At 72.9% G+C, this 16264-nt stretch carries 11 protein-coding genes and 3 pseudogenes; 3 read left to right on the top strand and 11 right to left on the bottom strand.

Annotation, left to right across the window (positions count from 1 at the left end):
- Positions 1-388 precede the first annotated feature (388 nt).
- Both AFB00_RS31560 and AFB00_RS31565 read left to right on the top strand, forming a co-directional pair.
- The gene (locus AFB00_RS31560) at positions 389-1846 is read left to right on the top strand and encodes a helix-turn-helix domain-containing protein (protein ID WP_197519798.1); all 1458 of its coding nucleotides are present in this window, start codon (positions 389-391) and stop codon (positions 1844-1846) included.
- A pseudogene (locus tag AFB00_RS31565) lies at positions 1825-2722 on the top strand (IS5 family transposase). The gene AFB00_RS31560 and the pseudogene AFB00_RS31565 overlap by 22 nt, the downstream one beginning before the upstream one ends.
- A 47-nt stretch (positions 2723-2769) precedes the next feature.
- Here the strand turns inward: AFB00_RS31565 and AFB00_RS33915 are convergent.
- The 7 genes and pseudogenes from AFB00_RS33915 to AFB00_RS08505 all read right to left on the bottom strand — a co-directional run bounded on the left by AFB00_RS33915 (position 2770) and on the right by AFB00_RS08505 (position 9561).
- Positions 2770-3606: a CheR family methyltransferase gene (locus tag AFB00_RS33915; protein WP_197519799.1), complete on the bottom strand. Its 837-nt coding sequence runs from the start codon at positions 3604-3606 to the stop codon at positions 2770-2772.
- Positions 3607-3701: 95 nt separating this feature from the next.
- Positions 3702-4430, bottom strand: coding sequence for a VOC family protein (locus tag AFB00_RS33920; RefSeq protein ID WP_068796774.1), 729 nt, complete (start codon positions 4428-4430; stop codon positions 3702-3704).
- A 64-nt stretch (positions 4431-4494) separates the two neighbouring features.
- On the bottom strand, positions 4495-4731 hold the full coding sequence (locus AFB00_RS34695) for a hypothetical protein (RefSeq protein WP_231974281.1): 237 nt from the start codon (positions 4729-4731) through the stop codon (positions 4495-4497).
- 469 nt (positions 4732-5200) lie between these two features.
- Positions 5201-5857 (bottom strand): annotated as a pseudogene (locus AFB00_RS34700) (MFS transporter); the annotation flags it as partial.
- 97 nt (positions 5858-5954) lie between these two features.
- The gene (locus AFB00_RS08495) at positions 5955-7388 is read right to left on the bottom strand and encodes an IS1380 family transposase (protein WP_068796312.1); all 1434 of its coding nucleotides are present in this window, start codon (positions 7386-7388) and stop codon (positions 5955-5957) included.
- Positions 7389-7679: 291 nt separating this feature from the next.
- On the bottom strand, positions 7680-8453 hold the full coding sequence (locus tag AFB00_RS08500; protein ID WP_068799934.1) for an HARBI1 family protein: 774 nt from the start codon (positions 8451-8453) through the stop codon (positions 7680-7682).
- 616 nt (positions 8454-9069) lie between these two features.
- Entirely contained in the window at positions 9070-9561 is a 492-nt protein-coding gene (locus tag AFB00_RS08505) for a mycothiol transferase (RefSeq protein ID WP_068796775.1), read from the bottom strand.
- A 2-nt stretch (positions 9562-9563) separates the two neighbouring features.
- Here AFB00_RS08505 and AFB00_RS08510 point away from each other — a divergent pair.
- Positions 9564-10461, top strand: a pseudogene (locus AFB00_RS08510) (IS5 family transposase).
- 83 nt (positions 10462-10544) lie between these two features.
- Here AFB00_RS08510 and AFB00_RS08515 read toward each other — a convergent pair.
- From AFB00_RS08515 to AFB00_RS08530, 4 genes are read right to left on the bottom strand one after another with little or no spacing between them, the layout of a single operon-like run.
- The gene (locus AFB00_RS08515) at positions 10545-11102 is read right to left on the bottom strand and encodes a cysteine hydrolase family protein (protein WP_068796776.1); all 558 of its coding nucleotides are present in this window, start codon (positions 11100-11102) and stop codon (positions 10545-10547) included.
- A complete protein-coding gene (locus AFB00_RS08520) occupies positions 11099-12427 on the bottom strand; it encodes an MFS transporter (protein WP_068796777.1) in 1329 nt (442 codons plus the stop codon). Before AFB00_RS08520 ends, AFB00_RS08515 begins: the two co-directional genes overlap by 4 nt.
- A complete protein-coding gene (locus AFB00_RS08525; RefSeq protein WP_068800124.1) occupies positions 12424-14163 on the bottom strand; it encodes a hydantoinase B/oxoprolinase family protein in 1740 nt (579 codons plus the stop codon). Before AFB00_RS08525 ends, AFB00_RS08520 begins: the two co-directional genes overlap by 4 nt.
- A complete protein-coding gene (locus AFB00_RS08530; RefSeq protein ID WP_068796778.1) occupies positions 14160-16253 on the bottom strand; it encodes a hydantoinase/oxoprolinase family protein in 2094 nt (697 codons plus the stop codon). Before AFB00_RS08530 ends, AFB00_RS08525 begins: the two co-directional genes overlap by 4 nt.
- Between the last annotated feature and the right edge of the window lie 11 nt (positions 16254-16264).

Below are 16264 nucleotides of genomic sequence, written 5' to 3' on the forward strand. Positions count from 1 at the left end.
GCGAGTTCGCGCCGCATCGGAGCAGCGGCGTGCACACGCGCCACAGCGACGTCCGGGAGAGGCGACGAGTGAGGCGACCACGACGTCGGTTCCGCAGATCGCCCGATAGCGGCCGCTCCCATCCCATACTCCCGCGTCGAAATTCGCGGCGGAGACGACGTGACTACGGCCGTCCAGCACTGACGTCATGTCCAGGACGTCGATCCGTCCGTCCACCCAAGCAGAACGCGACGTCATCACGAACGTCCGATATCACGGAGAACGAGCCACTGACGGGTCATGCCGAAAGCGGACCGCAACCCGCTACGCTGCCGGAACGGGGCAACGAGGGGTAAAAACACCTGGCGGGCGAGTTACCCCGCGAACAAGCGCACAGCGGAGGGCGGGAATGGCGACGGAGCCGCGCGAGCCTGTGGTGTCCGCAAGCGCGGCTGCCGTCGAACTGGCCCGTGACATCCGGCGCCGAAAGCAAGCAGCGGGTCTCAGCAACGCCGATCTGGCACAGATGGTGGGATACAGCAAGCAGTACGTCGGCTATGCGGAACGTCCCTCGCGCGGCTTTCCCTCAGCGGCGCTGGTCGCCGCGTTGGACACAGCCCTGGACGCACGGGGCGCGCTGGTCGTGTTGCACGCTCGGGCAGCCGCAGCTCGCGAAGCGTCCCGTCCGCACACTGCGCGCTCGCACCGAGATCACCCTGCTTCCGATCCTGGTCGACGGACGGAGGGTCTGCCGCCGACAGCCGGGGTCACGATCGGTGCACAGGACGTCTGCATGCCGTTGAATGCGGATGTGCGTCGTAGACAGTTCCTCGCCACCGTCGCGGCGGCGGCTGTCGGTGCCGCTGATCCCACGCCGCTCGCCCGCCTGCTGGACGGTCTCGAATCGGGTCCGGCGCACCGGGTCGGCCTGACCGACGTCGAAGCCGTCGAAGCCGCCGCGGACGCCTACATGGGACTCGATCTGGCCCGAGGCGGTGAGACCGCGGCAGGCTTCGCACGTTCTGCCTTGCGCTGGTCGACCGGTCTCCTGGACGCGGAGATGCAGGACTCGACGCGAGAGCGACTCTGCTCGGTAATCGGGCTTCTCGCCGATCGACTCGGTTGGGCCCTCTTCGACTCGGGTGAGATCGACAGGGCCGGCAGAATGCTCGCGTTCGCACTCGACCAGGCTGCTCGTGGCGGCGACCGCGATCTACGAGCACACGTCATGCTGGACCTCTCGACCGTCATGACGGACGCCGGACATCCCGCCGACGGGGTCGAAGTCCTCAGGGCAGCGATAGGTGACGACCGCATCTCCGTCTCCGAGCGCGCGAACCTGCACGCGGTGTGCGCACGGCATTGCGCCTCTGCCGGCCAGACGGCCGCTGGGCGACGACACGTCGAGTTGGCCGACGACGAACTCGGACGAGCCGAAGCGACGACCGGGCCGGAGTGGGCACGGCGGATCACCTACAGCCCCGGTCACCACGACAGCGCCCTCGGTCTCGCCCTGTTCGCGCTCGGAGACACGGACCGTTCCCGCACGCGTCTGAATTCGGCCGTGTCCGACCTCGACACGGGACGTACGCGAACCGGACTCCGCTGCCGGATCCGGCTCGCCAGCCTGTCGCTGCGTACCGGTGAGACGACCGACGGCGAGGCGGCCGGATACCAGATTCTCGCCGATGCGGCCGGTGTCCGATCAGCCAGAGTGCACAGGGACCTCGCCATGCTGCGCGCCGACGCCCAGGATTACGGAGCACCGGGACTGGCCGCCGATCTGGGCCCCCTGCTAGGGCGTGTCTCCCAAATGGGCGGAGCGGGGTGCGCGATGCTTGATCGGTGCCGCGTACCGCTGTCCTGACTGATGCCCAGTGGGCCCGTCTGGCGCCGCTGTTGCCCTCCTCCGAGGGTCGTCGCGGGTGCCCGTTCCGCGATGACCGCCGGGTGATCGAGGGGATCATCTACCGGTATCGGTGCGGGCTTCCCTGGCGCGACGTCCCAGCCGAGTTCGGGCCGTGGCAGACGTTGTGGAAGCGGCACCGCCGCTACAGCGGCGACGGCACCTGGGACCACATCCTGGCTGCTCTTCTGATCGAGGCCGACGCCGCCGAGGTGCTCGGGTGGGCGGTCAGCGTGGACTCCACGATCATCCGTGCCCACCAGCACGCCGCGACCCTCAAGCGCGACACAGGGGGCCGGATCGAACTACACGAATCTGCTCGCCGAACCAGCAGATCACGCGCTGGGACGGTCCCGCGGAGGGCTGTCGACGAAGATCCACCAGCTCGTTGACGGGCACGGCCGCCCGCTGGTGGTCCTCCTCGGCCCCGGCCAGGGCGGCGACTCGCCAATGTTTCCGCACCTGATGGCGCACCTGAGCATCGCCCGACCGGGCCCGGGACGACCCCGGACCCGGCCCGAACGCGTGCGCGCGGACAAGGCCTACTCCTCACGCGCGATCCGCCGGCACCTGCGCGAGCGCCGGATCATCGCTGTCATTCCGGAGCCCTCTGACCAGCAGGGACACCGCAAACGACGGGGCTCACGCGGTGGCCGACCGCCCGCATTCGATCCGGTCGACTACCGAAACCGCAACGTCGTCGAGCGCGGGTTCTGCCACGTCAAGCAGTGGCGCGGGCTGGCCACCCGTTACGACAAGCTCGCCCTGACCTTCCGCGGCGGCGCCGTCCTGAAGGCGATCGTCACCTGGCTCCGCGCATTGGGAGACACACCCTAGGCGCACATCCGGCGTAGTGACCTCAAGATGGCCGACCCGGACTTCGCTCAGACCGTTCGCTCGAACACGGACTGCGTGGCCGACAACGGGGTGAACCGGTGCTCGTCCTCGGGAACCGTCTCCCGGCGCCCCAGCACCAGGACGGCGCCGGGGCGGGTCACCCGGGCGAACGCGTCGAGCGCCGACCGGCGGCCGGCCTCGTCGAAGTAGGTGAACGCCTGGTACCGGCAGAGGATCAGGTCGAAGCCGGCAGGCGGCCCCGGCGGAGCATCCCGCACGTCGTGCTCGACGAACCGCACCCGCCGCCGGTGCTCCACGGTCAGCAGGACGTCCTCGCCCTCCCCGCGGAACGCGGCGGCCCGCCACTCCTGCGGAAGGTCCCGGACCGACGACGGCGGATAGCGGGCCTCCCGCGCTCGCCGCAGGACGACCGGCTTGACGTCGGTCGCCAGGACGTCGAACCCGACCCCGCCCGCCTGCTCGGCCACGCACAGGTCCCACATCACCGAGAGCGTGTACGGCTCCTCCCCGCACGCACAGCCGGTGCACCAGGCGTGCACGGTGTCCCGGCCCGCCGCGCGGGCCCGCCGGACCAGCAGCGGGAGGATCTCCGAGCGGAGATGGTCAAAAACCGACCGGTCCCGGTAGAACCGCGAGATGGTCACGTCGACCAGCCGGTCGAGATGCACCCACTCCGCGGGATCGTGCTCCAGCCGACGGCGGTACTCCGCGAGGGACGGCAGGTCGAGTTCGCCGACCCGGCGCCAGATCACGCGGCACACCCGGCGACGCACCTTGCGATAGCCATCCCAGCGACGGCCCAGCCGGGGCAGTGCCCACTGCAGGAACGCGACGCAGTCGTCATCGGCGACGATGGTGCTCACCCCCGTCGCGGTGCTCCCCGACCGGCGGAGTCGTCCCGGGTACTCCACTCGATCTTCGACGGTGCCACTCCCCGGGGGCCACGACAAGTCCGCGTTCAGAGTCGTCCCGGGTCGCCCGGTCCCCGGTACGGGGAGCCGCCCGCGGCGAGCACCAGGGTGCTGTGCGGAGTCGGGTGCACCCTCGCTGCCCGCGGGCCGCGGGCGTGCACCGTCACCGGGGCGGCGAGCACCCGGTCGGACGCCGTCGGCATGAGCACCCGGTCGACGTGGGTCAGGATGAGCAGTCCGTGCTGGTCGCCGACCGGGACGAACTGCTCCAGCTCGGGCACGAACGGGACCAGACCGGCCCCGTCCCGGATCCGGCGGGCGGTGCCGGGAGCGTCGGTCACCGCGAGCGCGATCTCGCTGATCGACAGCAGGTCCGCCGGACCGAACGGGGTGCCGTCGTCGGGTCGGTCGCCGGTGAGGTCGGCCCGTCCGATCAGCTCCAGGACCGCGCCGTCGGGCCCGGCGAAGTAGATCGAGCGGGAGTTCCAGCCCGCGGTGCCGACGAACCGGCTCCGCCCCTGTCTCGTCAGGACGGTGGCCCGGTCCTGCAGCCAGTCGGCACCGGCGTCGAAGCGGTGGACCGGTACGTCGAACGCGATGTGGTGCCCCCGGCCCGGTTCCGGGACGAGGCCCGGCCGCAGGACCAGCGCCGAGCGCCCGACGGCGATCCGGCCGGCTCCGCCGGAGACCGTCCCGGGCAGGCCGAGGACGTCGCGGTACCAGCCGACGCTCGCGGCGGGATCGCCCGCGGTGATCGTGACGCCGTCGATGTCCACCGGCGCACCTCCTCCCCGGTCATGACCAACCGGTGCCCGGGCACCTCGCAACACCCTCTCGCCGTCACACCGGGACGGGCCCGTGCGGGTGCGCCTCGTCGACCACACTCGGGTGGGCGTGGGTCCAGGCCCGGCCGTCCCAGTGCGCCCGCTCGACGTGGGCCCGGTCGACGGCGTGGTCGTGCCGGTGCCGGATGCGGTCGGCACCCGTCGCCGGCCAGCAGCGCACGGCCACGACCGCCGCACCGGCAGCCAGCACCGCGAGCACCGCCCAGGCCCACCCGAACCCGGCGGCGACCACGAGCCATCCGGTCAGCGGGTACGTGACGAGCCAGCAGGCGTGCGACAGCGAGAACTGCGCGCTGAAACAACGTCGGACGCTGCGCCGGGGCGGCGGAGTCGCGCAGCACCCGTCCGGTGCTGACCATGATCCATCCGGGCCCGAAACCGGCGAGCACCCACACGAGCACCGCGGTCGGCCACGACGGGTACGCCGCGAGCACGACGGCCGATCCCGCCGCCGGCACGGACACGGCGGCACCGGCGAGCATGATCGTCCGCGGCGATCCCGTGCGGGCGAGCCACGGCGCGGTCGCCGCCGCGACGACCGTGCCCGCCCCGGACGCCGCGAGCAGCAGCCCCACCTCGGTCCCCGTCCCGCCGAGCAGGTCCCGGACCACGTTGACGGTGGACACCAGCGGGATGACGCCGGCCGCGGCGACGACGGCGTTCAGCGCGACGAGGCCGCGCAGCCGCGGGGTGGCCCGCACGATCCGCACGCCGAGCAGCAGCCGGCTCCGGAATCCGCCCGGCGCCCGTCGCGCCACCGGCGGCACCGCCGTGCCCGCGACCAGCAGCGCCGACAGCACGAAACCGGCCGCCGTCCCGGCGAACAACGACGAGTACCCGACGACGGCGAGCGCCGCCGTGGCCAGCAGCGGGCTCAGCACGGTCTCCAGGCTGGACGCCACCTGGGACGCCGACAGCGCCCTGGCGTAGTCCGCCTCGCCGCGGACGACGTCGGCCAGCACCGATCCGAACACCGGGGTGAACGTGGCCGACGCCGTCTGCAGCACCCCGACCAGCACGAAGACCTGCCAGACCTCGCCGACCCACGGCAGCAGCAGGACGATCCCGGCGCGCACGACGTCCGCACCGATCATCAGCCGACGCCGCGCGACCCGATCGGCGACGGCTCCGACCACCGGACCGACGACGACGTAGGCGACCATCTTGATCGCCAGCGCCGTGCCGAGGACGAGCGCCGCCCGCTCTCCCGCCAGGTCGTAGGCCAGCAGGCCCAGTGCGACGGTGGTGAGACCGGTACCGACGAGCGCGACGACCTGCGCCGCGAAGAGCCTGCGGAACCGTCTCTGACCCGAATCCGCGAGTAGGCTATGAGCTGATCTTGGTCGGCCAAAGTTGATGTTGCTTGGGTCGGGAGTGGGGTGGTGGGCAAGCGGGCGGCCCGAGTGTCGCCTCGGGTGGCGGGTTCCTGTGCTGGTCGGGGCCGGTGCGGCCGGGTCAGGACGGAGCGGGCAGGGCGCGGACGCGGGCGAGGACCTCGGCGAGTAGGTGCTCGCCGGGTGGTAGGCGCAGGGTGAGGCCGCGGGCGTGGCGCACGAGGCGGGCGGGGATGGTGATCAGCCGCCGGCGCAGGGTGGCGATCATGGCCTGGCCGCCGCGGACGCCGTGCCCGACCAGGCGCCCGTCGCGGGTGCGGGCGGTGAGGTGGTGCAGCCACCCGCTGGTGGTGGCGGCCAGGAGTGCGCCCCACATCCAGGCTCGGTTCACCGCGAGGTGTCCGGAGGGGAGGTGGCGCAGCGCGGCGCCGTGCTTGGTGTCGCGGAACAGGTTCTCCACCTTCGTGCGGTGGCGGTACCAGTACTCGGCCTGCGCGGCTGCGGCAGGTGTGGAGACGTCGAGGTTGGTCACGATGAACGAGTAGGCGAACACCCCGTCGACCTTGGCCACCGTAGCGAGGTCGTCGAGCGGGAGCGCCCGCTGGGCGGGGTGCAGGGTGCGTCGGCGCCGCGCTCGCGGGTCACCGGAGACCTGGCCGTGGTCCAGGTCGAGCCGGACCCGACGGATCAGCAGCTGGGTCGCTGCGGGCCACCAGTTCGGGCAATAGTCGGCCACCGCGACCTGCGCGCCGGTCATGTCGATCGCGTCGGTCCACCCGTCGGCCGCGACGCCGTCGAGGATGCGCCACAGCGGCGCGATGCGTCGGGCGCCGATGGCGAACTCCACGCCGACGAACAGGGCTGCGCGGGCGAGCTGCCCGGCGAAGTAGCCCGCGTCCGCACGCACGCGGACTCGCCCCGCCCGCGCCTGCGCGGGGAGCGCGGCCAGCGCCCGGTGGAACAGCTCGGCGCTGGTGGCGCGGGGGTCATCCCGGCCCGAACCGAGGTCAGCGGCCAGCACCACCGCGGTGTCGGCCCAGGTCGCGACGTGCGGGCGGGCGACCCGCTGGCCTTGGTGGTTGAACGCCACGCCCTGCTTGAGCCGGCCGTAAACCTCGACATCGGTGGTGTCCAGATCGATCGTCACGTCCGCCGTCAGCTGCTCGGCCCGGTCCGGGTCGACCTGGGCGAGCAGGTCCAGCGCGGTGGTGTGCACGTCACCGAGCCCGGTCTCCACCGCCGCCCACTGCCCCTCGATGAACTTGCGCGCGAGCCCGGCGGCGGTCGTGGACGCCAACCCCGGCACCGGCGTGAGTGCCTGCCCGGCGGTGTCGGCGCGGTGCCGGTCCAGCCCGACCAGGAAGTCCTCCCCGCACAGCTGCGCCGCCGACATGCCGACCAGCATCTGCCCGGCGCTGCACCCGCGGTCGCGGTCCTTGATGGGCCCGACCGCGGCGTCGAGCTTGTCGATGATCCCGAGCCGGTCGATCAGCTCGGTCACCGCGGCCAGCCCGGAGAACCTGGTCAGCGCCGCGTCCGGCGCGCCGAGACGCACCCGCGCACACCGCGGGCGTCGCTTGCGTACTGTTCGCACCTGATAGGTGTCCTCTCAACCCGCAATGTCGTGTCGTCGCAAACACGATCATCGCAGGTCAGCGGGCACCTATCGCCATCTCCCCAGTCCGGCCACCAGCGCAACTCGCGGATTCGGGTCTGAGCGAGCAGCGAACGCATCCGACCCCCATCCGAGAAATCGACGGAAGCGTACGGCGGAAAAGAGATCGCCCCAACGGGTCAACAGCAATTCCGCGGCAACAGTGAGCCTTTCCCAGTAGGTGCTGGTTGATCATGTGGTTCGGTCGTGCTCGACGTGGAGGAGAACGAGCGCGGCGGCGGTGATCGCGCCGATCCGCCAGGGGCAGAAGCTGACCCGACGCAGCGCCTTGAAGGTGGTCTTGAGCAGGGAGTTCCCGCGTTCGGCCACAGCCCTGACGGCGGAGTGCAGCGTGTTGACGGTGCGCTTGTCCACCGACAGCCCACCGCCGGTGGGGGTCTTGAACGGGCAGGTCAGGCGGGTGTTCTCACCGTCGTAGCCGAGGTCGGCGAGCACGACGTGGGTGTCGTCGGTCCAGTCCTCGATCGCGTCGAGCAGGCCGGGGTGGCCGCGGGCGCAGGTGGTGTCGTGCTCGCGGCCCGGGCGCACCGGGGATGTCCACAACGGCCACCCGTCAGGCGCGGTGAGGACCTGAACGTTCCCGCCGTGGACGTGGTGCTTGCCCGACCACCACAGATCCACTCCCGGGGTCGGTCCGGGAGTGCGGGAGCGGTCAGTGTGGATCACGGTGCCGTCGAGGTGAACGTGGGTGTGCCCGGCGGTGCGGGCCGCGAGCAGCGCGCCGGGCAGTCCAGGCGCGGCGGCGGCCAGGACGTCGATGCCTTCGTGCAGGTAGCGGTAGGTACTCGACAGGCTCAGCTGGTTGTCGGCGGCGAGCTGGGCGACCCGGGTCGCGTCGAGGAACCAGCGCAGCACCAGCACCGCGTGGCGGTCACAGTCCAGCGCCCGACGCCCGCTGCGAGTCCCGCGCCGGAGGCGTTCCTCGGCCAACAGCCGCGACAACATGGACGCGGTGGGCTCCCCGATCGGGAGCACGGCGGTGTAGGTGACAGGATCGGGCACGCGGGACCTCGGTGGTGAGTCGATCTTTGAGCGGACCGACCTCTTCTACCGGGGTCCCGCACCCTCGTTGAGCACCTCCACGCCCCCGGCGTGTCGCCGCCAGCCGCTCCCCACTACTGGGAAAGGCTCAGTGAGTCGTCGGCGAGTGGCAGTACATCCCATCTACCAGCACGGTGCGCGGTATACCCGCAGATGAACGAGCGCGGCAGCGACCAGCCCGGCGCGTTCTCGGAACGAGACCGTCGACATATGCGCGCGGCAAACCGGATAGCCGAATGGCGCACATCACAGCCGTGGCTCGCACCCCACGAGACGGGTGCGGCACGCCGCAGCGGGGAGCACGAGCCACGTCGAGGTGCGGGGCCACGACCCGGCCACCCGAGCTGCCCCACCCGCGAGCCCCCCGGAAGGGAACCTCCGCCCGCTCACCGGCGCGGACCGGCCATGCTCACGGGATCGCCTCCCGCTCACCCGATCCCGCGAGCGTCCCCGTGATGTGTGAGCGTCTACGGCGCGGAGGTGCGAGAGGGACGAGGCGGGCGCCGGACCGGCGGGTGTGTCACTCCCCGACCGAGCCGGTCACGATCTCCACCACCACGTCCAGCTGTCCGAGGTGCCGGGCGTACTCCTGCACCAGGTGCAGCAGGACCCGTTCCACGGTCCCCGGCTCCCCGCCCCGCCACCGTCCGCCCGGTATCCCCCGTGCACCGGGGCCGAGCCGCTCCGCGATCTCCCTGGTCCGCCGTCCCTGCGCCCACAGGGACGCGACCACCTCGTCGTCGGTCGCCCCGGGCGGGGTGTGCCAGCGCCCGTCTCGGTCGTCGCCCCACGGGTCGGGGAGATCGGCGTCGAGGAAGCCCCACTCCAGCCACCGGCGCTCGACGTGGCGCAGGTGGGTCAGCAGGTCCCGCGGCGACCAGCCGGACGCGAGCCGGCTGGTGCGGCGCTCGTCGTCGGGCAGATCGTGGAACTTGGCGACGATCCGGCCGCGGTAGAAGTCCAGGTAGGGCGTGTCTCCCAGATAGGCGGAGCGGGGTGCGCGATGCTTGATCGGTGCCGCGTACCGCTGTCCTGACTGATGCCCAGTGGGCCCGTCTGGCGCCGCTGTTGCCCTCCTCCGAGGGTCGTCGCGGGCGCCCGTTCCGCGATGACCGCCGGGTGATCGAGGGGATCATCTACCGGTATCGGTGCGGGCTTCCCTGGCGCGACGTCCCAGCCGAGTTCGGGCCGTGGCAGACGTTGTGGAAGCGGCACCGCCGCTACAGCGGCGACGGCACCTGGGACCACATCCTGGCTGCTCTTCTGATCGAGGCCGACGCCGCCGAGGTGCTCGGGTGGGCGGTCAGCGTGGACTCCACGATCATCCGTGCCCACCAGCACGCCGCGACCCTCAAGCGCGACACAGGGGGCCGGATCGAACTACACGAATCTGCTCGCCGAACCAGCAGATCACGCGCTGGGACGGTCCCGCGGAGGGCTGTCGACGAAGATCCACCAGCTCGTTGACGGGCACGGCCGCCCGCTGGTGGTCCTCCTCGGCCCCGGCCAGGGCGGCGACTCGCCAATGTTTCCGCACCTGATGGCGCACCTGAGCATCGCCCGACCGGGCCCGGGACGACCCCGGACCCGGCCCGAACGCGTGCGCGCGGACAAGGCCTACTCCTCACGCGCGATCCGCCGGCACCTGCGCGAGCGCCGGATCATCGCTGTCATTCCGGAGCCCTCTGACCAGCAGGGACACCGCAAACGACGGGGCTCACGCGGTGGCCGACCGCCCGCATTCGATCCGGTCGACTACCGAAACCGCAACGTCGTCGAGTGCGGGTTCTGCCACGTCAAGCAGTGGCGCGGGCTGGCCACCCGTTACGACAAGCTCGCCCTGACCTTCCGCGGCGGCGCCGTCCTGAAGGCGATCGTCACCTGGCTCCGCGCATTGGGAGACACACCCTAGGTCAGCATCAGCTCGACCGCCCCGGCGGCGGGGTCGTTCGGCTCCGGGAGTTCACGCGCCACGGGTGCGGAGTGTGTCAGCCGTCAGGGCCGCCAGTCACCGGTTCCGAGCACCGTGACGCCGCGGGACGGGAAGATCGAGGTCGTGAACGCCGCGTGCCGGGCGGGATCGTCGTCGGCGCAGGCGTCGTGCAGCACGGTGAGGCCGTAGTCCAGGTCGGACGCGGCGTACACGGTCGCCGCGACCATCGCACCGGTCGCCACCCCGGTGACGACGAGGTGGCGCACCCCCCGGGCCCGCAGGACGAGGTCGAGGTCGGTCCCGGCGAACGCGCCGGTCCGCCGCTTCACGACGACCACGTCCTCCGGCCGCACGGCCAGCCGCGGGTCGACCTCGGTGGCCGCGCCGCCCTCGTGCAGCGCGTCGCCGGACTCGAAGAAGGCGGTCAGCACCGGGTTCCGGCCGGGGAGATCGGCCCGGTTCGCCCGCAGCGCCGTCCGGACGAACACCACCGGCAGCCCGGCAGCCCGCGCCCGTCCCACGGCGGTGACCGCCGTCGGGACGACCCCCGCCACGAACGGATGGTCGCGCACCAGCCCGGTCTGCAGGTCCCCCACGAGCAGCGCCGTCGTCGGGCTCATTCCACCGCCTCCGCCTCGATCCGCCGGCCGGTCGTCAGCAGGACGCCGACCCCGGCCAGCATGACGACGGCGATCGTCACCAGTGCCCAGGTGTAGCTGCCGGTCGCGTCCTGGATCGCGCCGGTGACGTACGGCCCGACGAACCCGCTGAGGTTGCTGACCGAGTTGATCACGGCGATCCCGGCCGCGGCCGCGGCGCCGGTCAGCGCCAGCGGCGGGATCCGCCAGAACTGGGGCATCGCCGTGTAGATCCCGGCCACGCTCACGCACACCGCGAGGACGAACAGCACCCCGCTGCCGGCGAACGTCGCGAGCAGCAGGCCCGCGGCACCCACGGCCATCGGGACGGCGGTCGCGACGACCGCGCTGATCCGTCCGGCGTAGCGCGCCCACAGCACCATGACCACGATCGCGACCGCCGACGGGATCGCCGAGACCAGGACGCTGCTGACCTCCCCACCGGCCGCGTCGCCGATCGAGGCGATCATCGTCGGCAGGAAGAACGCCAGCGGGTACAGGCCGAACACGACGGCGAAGAACGTCACGGCGAGCACCCAGACCCGGCCGCTGCGCAGCGACGCCCCGAACCCGCTGATCGCGCCGCCGGCGGCCCGTTTCTCCTCGTCGGCGCGCAGCAGTGCCTCGACCCGGTCGCGTTCGGCGGCCGAGAGCCAGCGGGCGTCGGACGGCCGGTCCGGCAGCAGCACGAACACCGCGGCCGCGATGAACAGCGTCAGCACGCCCTCGACCAGGAACAGCGACCGCCAGGCCGACATCGCGAACAGGGTGTCGCCCCAGGTCAGCAGGGCCGCCGCGAGCGGCGCACCGACGATCGAGGACAGCGGGATCATCAGGAAGAACGCCGCCATCACCCAGGACCGCTGCTGCCGGGGGAACCACGACGTCAGGTACAGCAGGATCCCGGCCGCGAGCCCGGCCTCGGCGAAGCCGAGCAGCAGCCGCGCGAGGTACAGCGTGGTGGGCGAGTCGACGGCCGCCGTCGCCGCCGTCACCAGGCCCCAGGTCACCATGATCCGGGTGATCCACTTCCGGGCACCGAACCGGCGCAGCGCCATGTTGCTGGGGACCTCGACGAGCACGTAGCCGATGAAGAACAGCCCACCGGCGAGGCCGATCTGGGCCGCGTCCAGGCCGATCTCGCGCGACATCGGCTGGGCCACGTAGCCGAGGTTGGCCCGGTCGATGTAGCTCATCAGGTACGCGAGCCCGACGACCGGGATGATCCGCCAGGCGATCCGCCGCCACAGGCGGTGCTCGGCGTCCTGGTCGGTGTCCGGACGGGCGCCGGTGGCGTCGTTGCTCATGGCCGTGCCTTCCGTGTCGGGTCGTGCCGGTCGGTGCGCAGGCGTGCGGTGGCGGTGTGGTCGACGCGGCCGTCGTCGGTGACGACCACGCCGTAGTCGGTGCGGGCCGCGGAGCGGGTCACCTTCCCGTCGAGCACGTCGGCGAGGACGGCGCAGGGCTCGCGGGTGGCCGGATCCCCGTGGCCGCCGCCTCCGGCGGTGGTCTGCCGGTGCCGGGCCCCGGCCGAGAGCACCAGGTACGGCTTGGCGGGCAGGAGCACCTCGTCCGGACCGCCGGGGTCGCGCAGGTTGGCCGACGGCGTGCCGTCCCGGCCGCCGGCGAGCCCGTAGGGCAGCGAGCTGCGCCGGTCCGAGCGGATCTGCACGGTCGCCTCGTCCGCCAGGACCGTCATGTCCCGGAAGGTCGCCAGCCCGCCGCGGTACCGGCCGGCGCCGCCGCTGTCGGGCAGGTAGCCGTAGCCGTCGATGCGGATGTGGCCGGACCGCTCGACGTCCTCCACCGGGGTGTTCGCGAGGTTCGCCCCGAGCGGGCTGACGCCGTCGATCCCGTCCTGGTCCGGGCGCGCGCCCCAGGCGCCGCAGAGCACGTCCCACAGCACGGTCGATCCCCCGTCCGCGCCGGTCACCCCGATCGCGACCGAGTTGGGACCGCCGTCCCCGGCCGCGGGGGTGCGGTCCGGGAACACCGGCGCCAGCGCACCGAGGACGGTGTCGATGACCCGGTAGGCGACCAGGCCGCGGGCACCGCGGGCGGCGGGCCGGGTCGCGTCGAGGATCGACCCGGACGGGATGGTGAAGCGGAACGCGCGGTAGAAGCCGCTGTTCGCCGGGACGTCCGCGGCGAGCAGCCCCTGCACCGCGGCGTAGCAGGCCGACCGGGTGAACGACGCGGTCGCGTTCAGCGCCGACGCGACCTGCGGCGAGCTGCCGGTGAAGTCGAAGCCGAGGCCGTCGTCGTCCACCGTCACCCGGACCCGGAACGGGATCGGATCGCCGCCGAGGCCGTCGTCGTCGATCTGGTCGGCGAACGCGTAGGTGCCCGCGACGGCTCCGGCGAGCTCGGCGCGCAGCAGCGTCTCGGAGTAGTCGAGCAGCTCGTCGGCCAGCCGGCCGAACTCCGCGGTCCCGTGCCGCCCGACGAGCTCGAGCAGGCCGCGGGCACCGGTGTGGTTGGCGGCGAGCTGGGAGTCGAGGTCTCCGCGGAACAGCTCCGGCTCGCGCACGTTGCGCAGGACCAGATCGAGGAACGTCTCGTTCCTCCGGCCCGCGTCCACCAGCCGCGACGGCGGGATCTGGACGCCCTCGGCGAAGATGCTGGTCGACTGGACGGCCATCGACCCGGCCGCCCACCCGCCGACGTCGGCGTGGTTGACCACGCTCACCGCGAACCCGACCGGCTCCGGGCCGTCGAACACCGGGGTCACCGCGAACACGTCGGGCAGGTGCATGCCGCCCTGCGACGGGTCGTTGAGGATGTAGACGTCGCCGTCGGTGACGGAGTCCCCGAACCGGTCGAGCACGGCCGCCATCGCGTCCGGGATCGAGCCGAGGTGCACCGGGCAGGTGTTGGCCTGGGCGATCACCCGGCCGCCGGCGTCGCAGAGGGCGGTGGAGAAGTCCATGCTGGAGGCGACGATCTGGCTGTGCGCCGTGCGCAGCACGGTGATCGCCATCTCGTCGGCGACGCCGGTGACGGCGTTGCGGAAGACCTCGAAGGTCGCGGCATCACGGATCATGAACGGCTCCACGAGACGACGATGTTGTTGAGGCCGTCGCGCCACGCGGACGCTCCCGGGGGCACGAGGGTGGTCGCGTCCATGTCCTCCACGACCAGCGGGCCGGGCCGGGGCGTGGCGCCGAGCGCGGCCCGGTCGATCACCTCGACGTCGACCGGGGCGCCGTCGAAGTGGCAGGACCGGCTCCGCGCCGGCCCGGGGGCGGGCAGCGGCGCGGCGAGCGCGGCGTCGAGCCGGACCCCGGCCGGCACCGTGCCGCGCACCCGCAGGGTCACGATCTCGACCAGCGCGTCGGCACCGCGCCGGCCGTAGGTGCGCAGGTGCTCGGCGTGGAACCGCTCGCGGGCCGCGGCGAGTGCCCGGTCGTCGACCCGGCCGCCGGGCAGCGGGACCCGCAGCTCGAACCGCTGGCCTCGGTAGCGCATGTCCAGGATCCGCTCGACGGTCACCTCCCGGTCCGGTGCGGCCGACCGCAGCTCCGCGGTGACGCCGTCGGCCAGCCGGTCGAGCTCGGCGGTGAGCGTCGCCGGATCGCCGTGCCCGTGGTCGAAGCTGGTGGAGGCGTTGCGTTCGATGTCGGCGACGAGCAGGCCGAGCGCGGAGAACAGGCCGGGATGCACCGGCACGACGACCGTGTCGATGCCCAGCTCGCGGGCCAGCGCGGCGCCGTAGAGCGGACCGGCACCGCCGAAGGCGACCATCGTCGTCGCCCGCGGGTCGCGGCCGCGCTCGCTGGTGACCGCCTTGACCGCGGTCGTCATGCCGGAGACCGCGACGTCGTAGGCCCCGCGGGCGGTGTCCGGCGTCGCGGTGCCGAGCTGGGCGGCGACGCCGTCGAGCGCCTTGACCGCCAGGTCCGGATGGATCCGTACCCGGCCCCCGGCCAGCGACTCCGGGCTGAGGTAGCCGAGCACGACGTTGGCGTCGGTCAGCGTCGGCCGCTCGCCGCCGTTGCCGTAGCAGGCCGGACCGGGCCGCGAGCCCGCGCTGCCCGGGCCGACGTGCAGCGCACCGGCGGCGTCGGCGGTGACCACGCTCCCGCCGCCGGCCCCGATCTCGGCGATGTCGATCGACGGGGCGCGGACCGGGTACCCCGCGCCGGAGCCGAGCCCGCGGGCGACGTTCATGCCGCCGCCGACCTCGTAGTCGGCGGAGACGAACGGGCGGCCGTGCTCGATCAGCGACGCCTTCGCCGTGGTGCCGCCCATGTCGAACGCGACCACCCCGGGCAGCTCCATCGCCCTGGCCAGCGCGGCGACCGCGGTCACCCCGGCGGCCGGGCCGGACTCGATGATCTCGACCGGACGGTGCGCGACCCGGGCCGCGTCGAGCAGCCCGCCGCCGGACTGCATCACCAGCAGCGGGGCGGCGACACCGGCGTCGGCCAGTCCGCGTTCCAGCAGCGCCAGGTAGTCGCCGACGACGGGACCCACGTAGGAGTTGACGACGGCGGTGCTGGTCCGCTCGAACTCGCCGGGCTCGGCCCCCAGGTCCACCGACGCCGTCACGTACACCCCGGGCAGCAGCCGCCGCAGCGACCCGGCCACCCGCCGCTCGGCGTCGGGCCGCAGGTAGGAGTTGACCAGGCACACCGCGACCGCCGTCGCGCCGGACTCCCGGATCCGGGTCGCGACCCGGGCGAGGTCGGCGTCCGGGGTGTCCGGGGCGACCGAGCCGTCGGCGTGGATCCGGCCGCCGACCTCGAACCGGCGGCGCCGCGGCACCAGCGGGACCGGCTTGGTCCAGCCGAGGTCGTAGAGCGTCGGGCGGCGCAACCGGCCCAGTTCCAGCACGTCCCGGAACCCGCGGGTGGTGACCAGCGCGGTCGTCGCGCCGTCCTTCTCCAGGATCGCGTTCGTCGCGACGGTCGTGCCGTGCAGCATGCCGCTCACCCCGGCGGCGTCCGCGCCCGCGAGGTCGACGGCCGCGCAGGTCGCGGTGACGACGCCCTCGCCGTAGGACGGCGGTGTCGACAGCACCTTCACCGGCACGATCCGCCCGTCCGGCCCGAGCGCGACGACGTCGGTGAACGTGCCACCGACGTCGGCGCCCACCCGCCACCCGGAGATTCCACCCGACTCACTCGACACGCTGACTCCCG

It is taken from the genome of Pseudonocardia sp. HH130630-07 (assembly GCF_001698125.1).
Taxonomy (GTDB): Bacteria; Actinomycetota; Actinomycetes; order Mycobacteriales; family Pseudonocardiaceae; genus Pseudonocardia.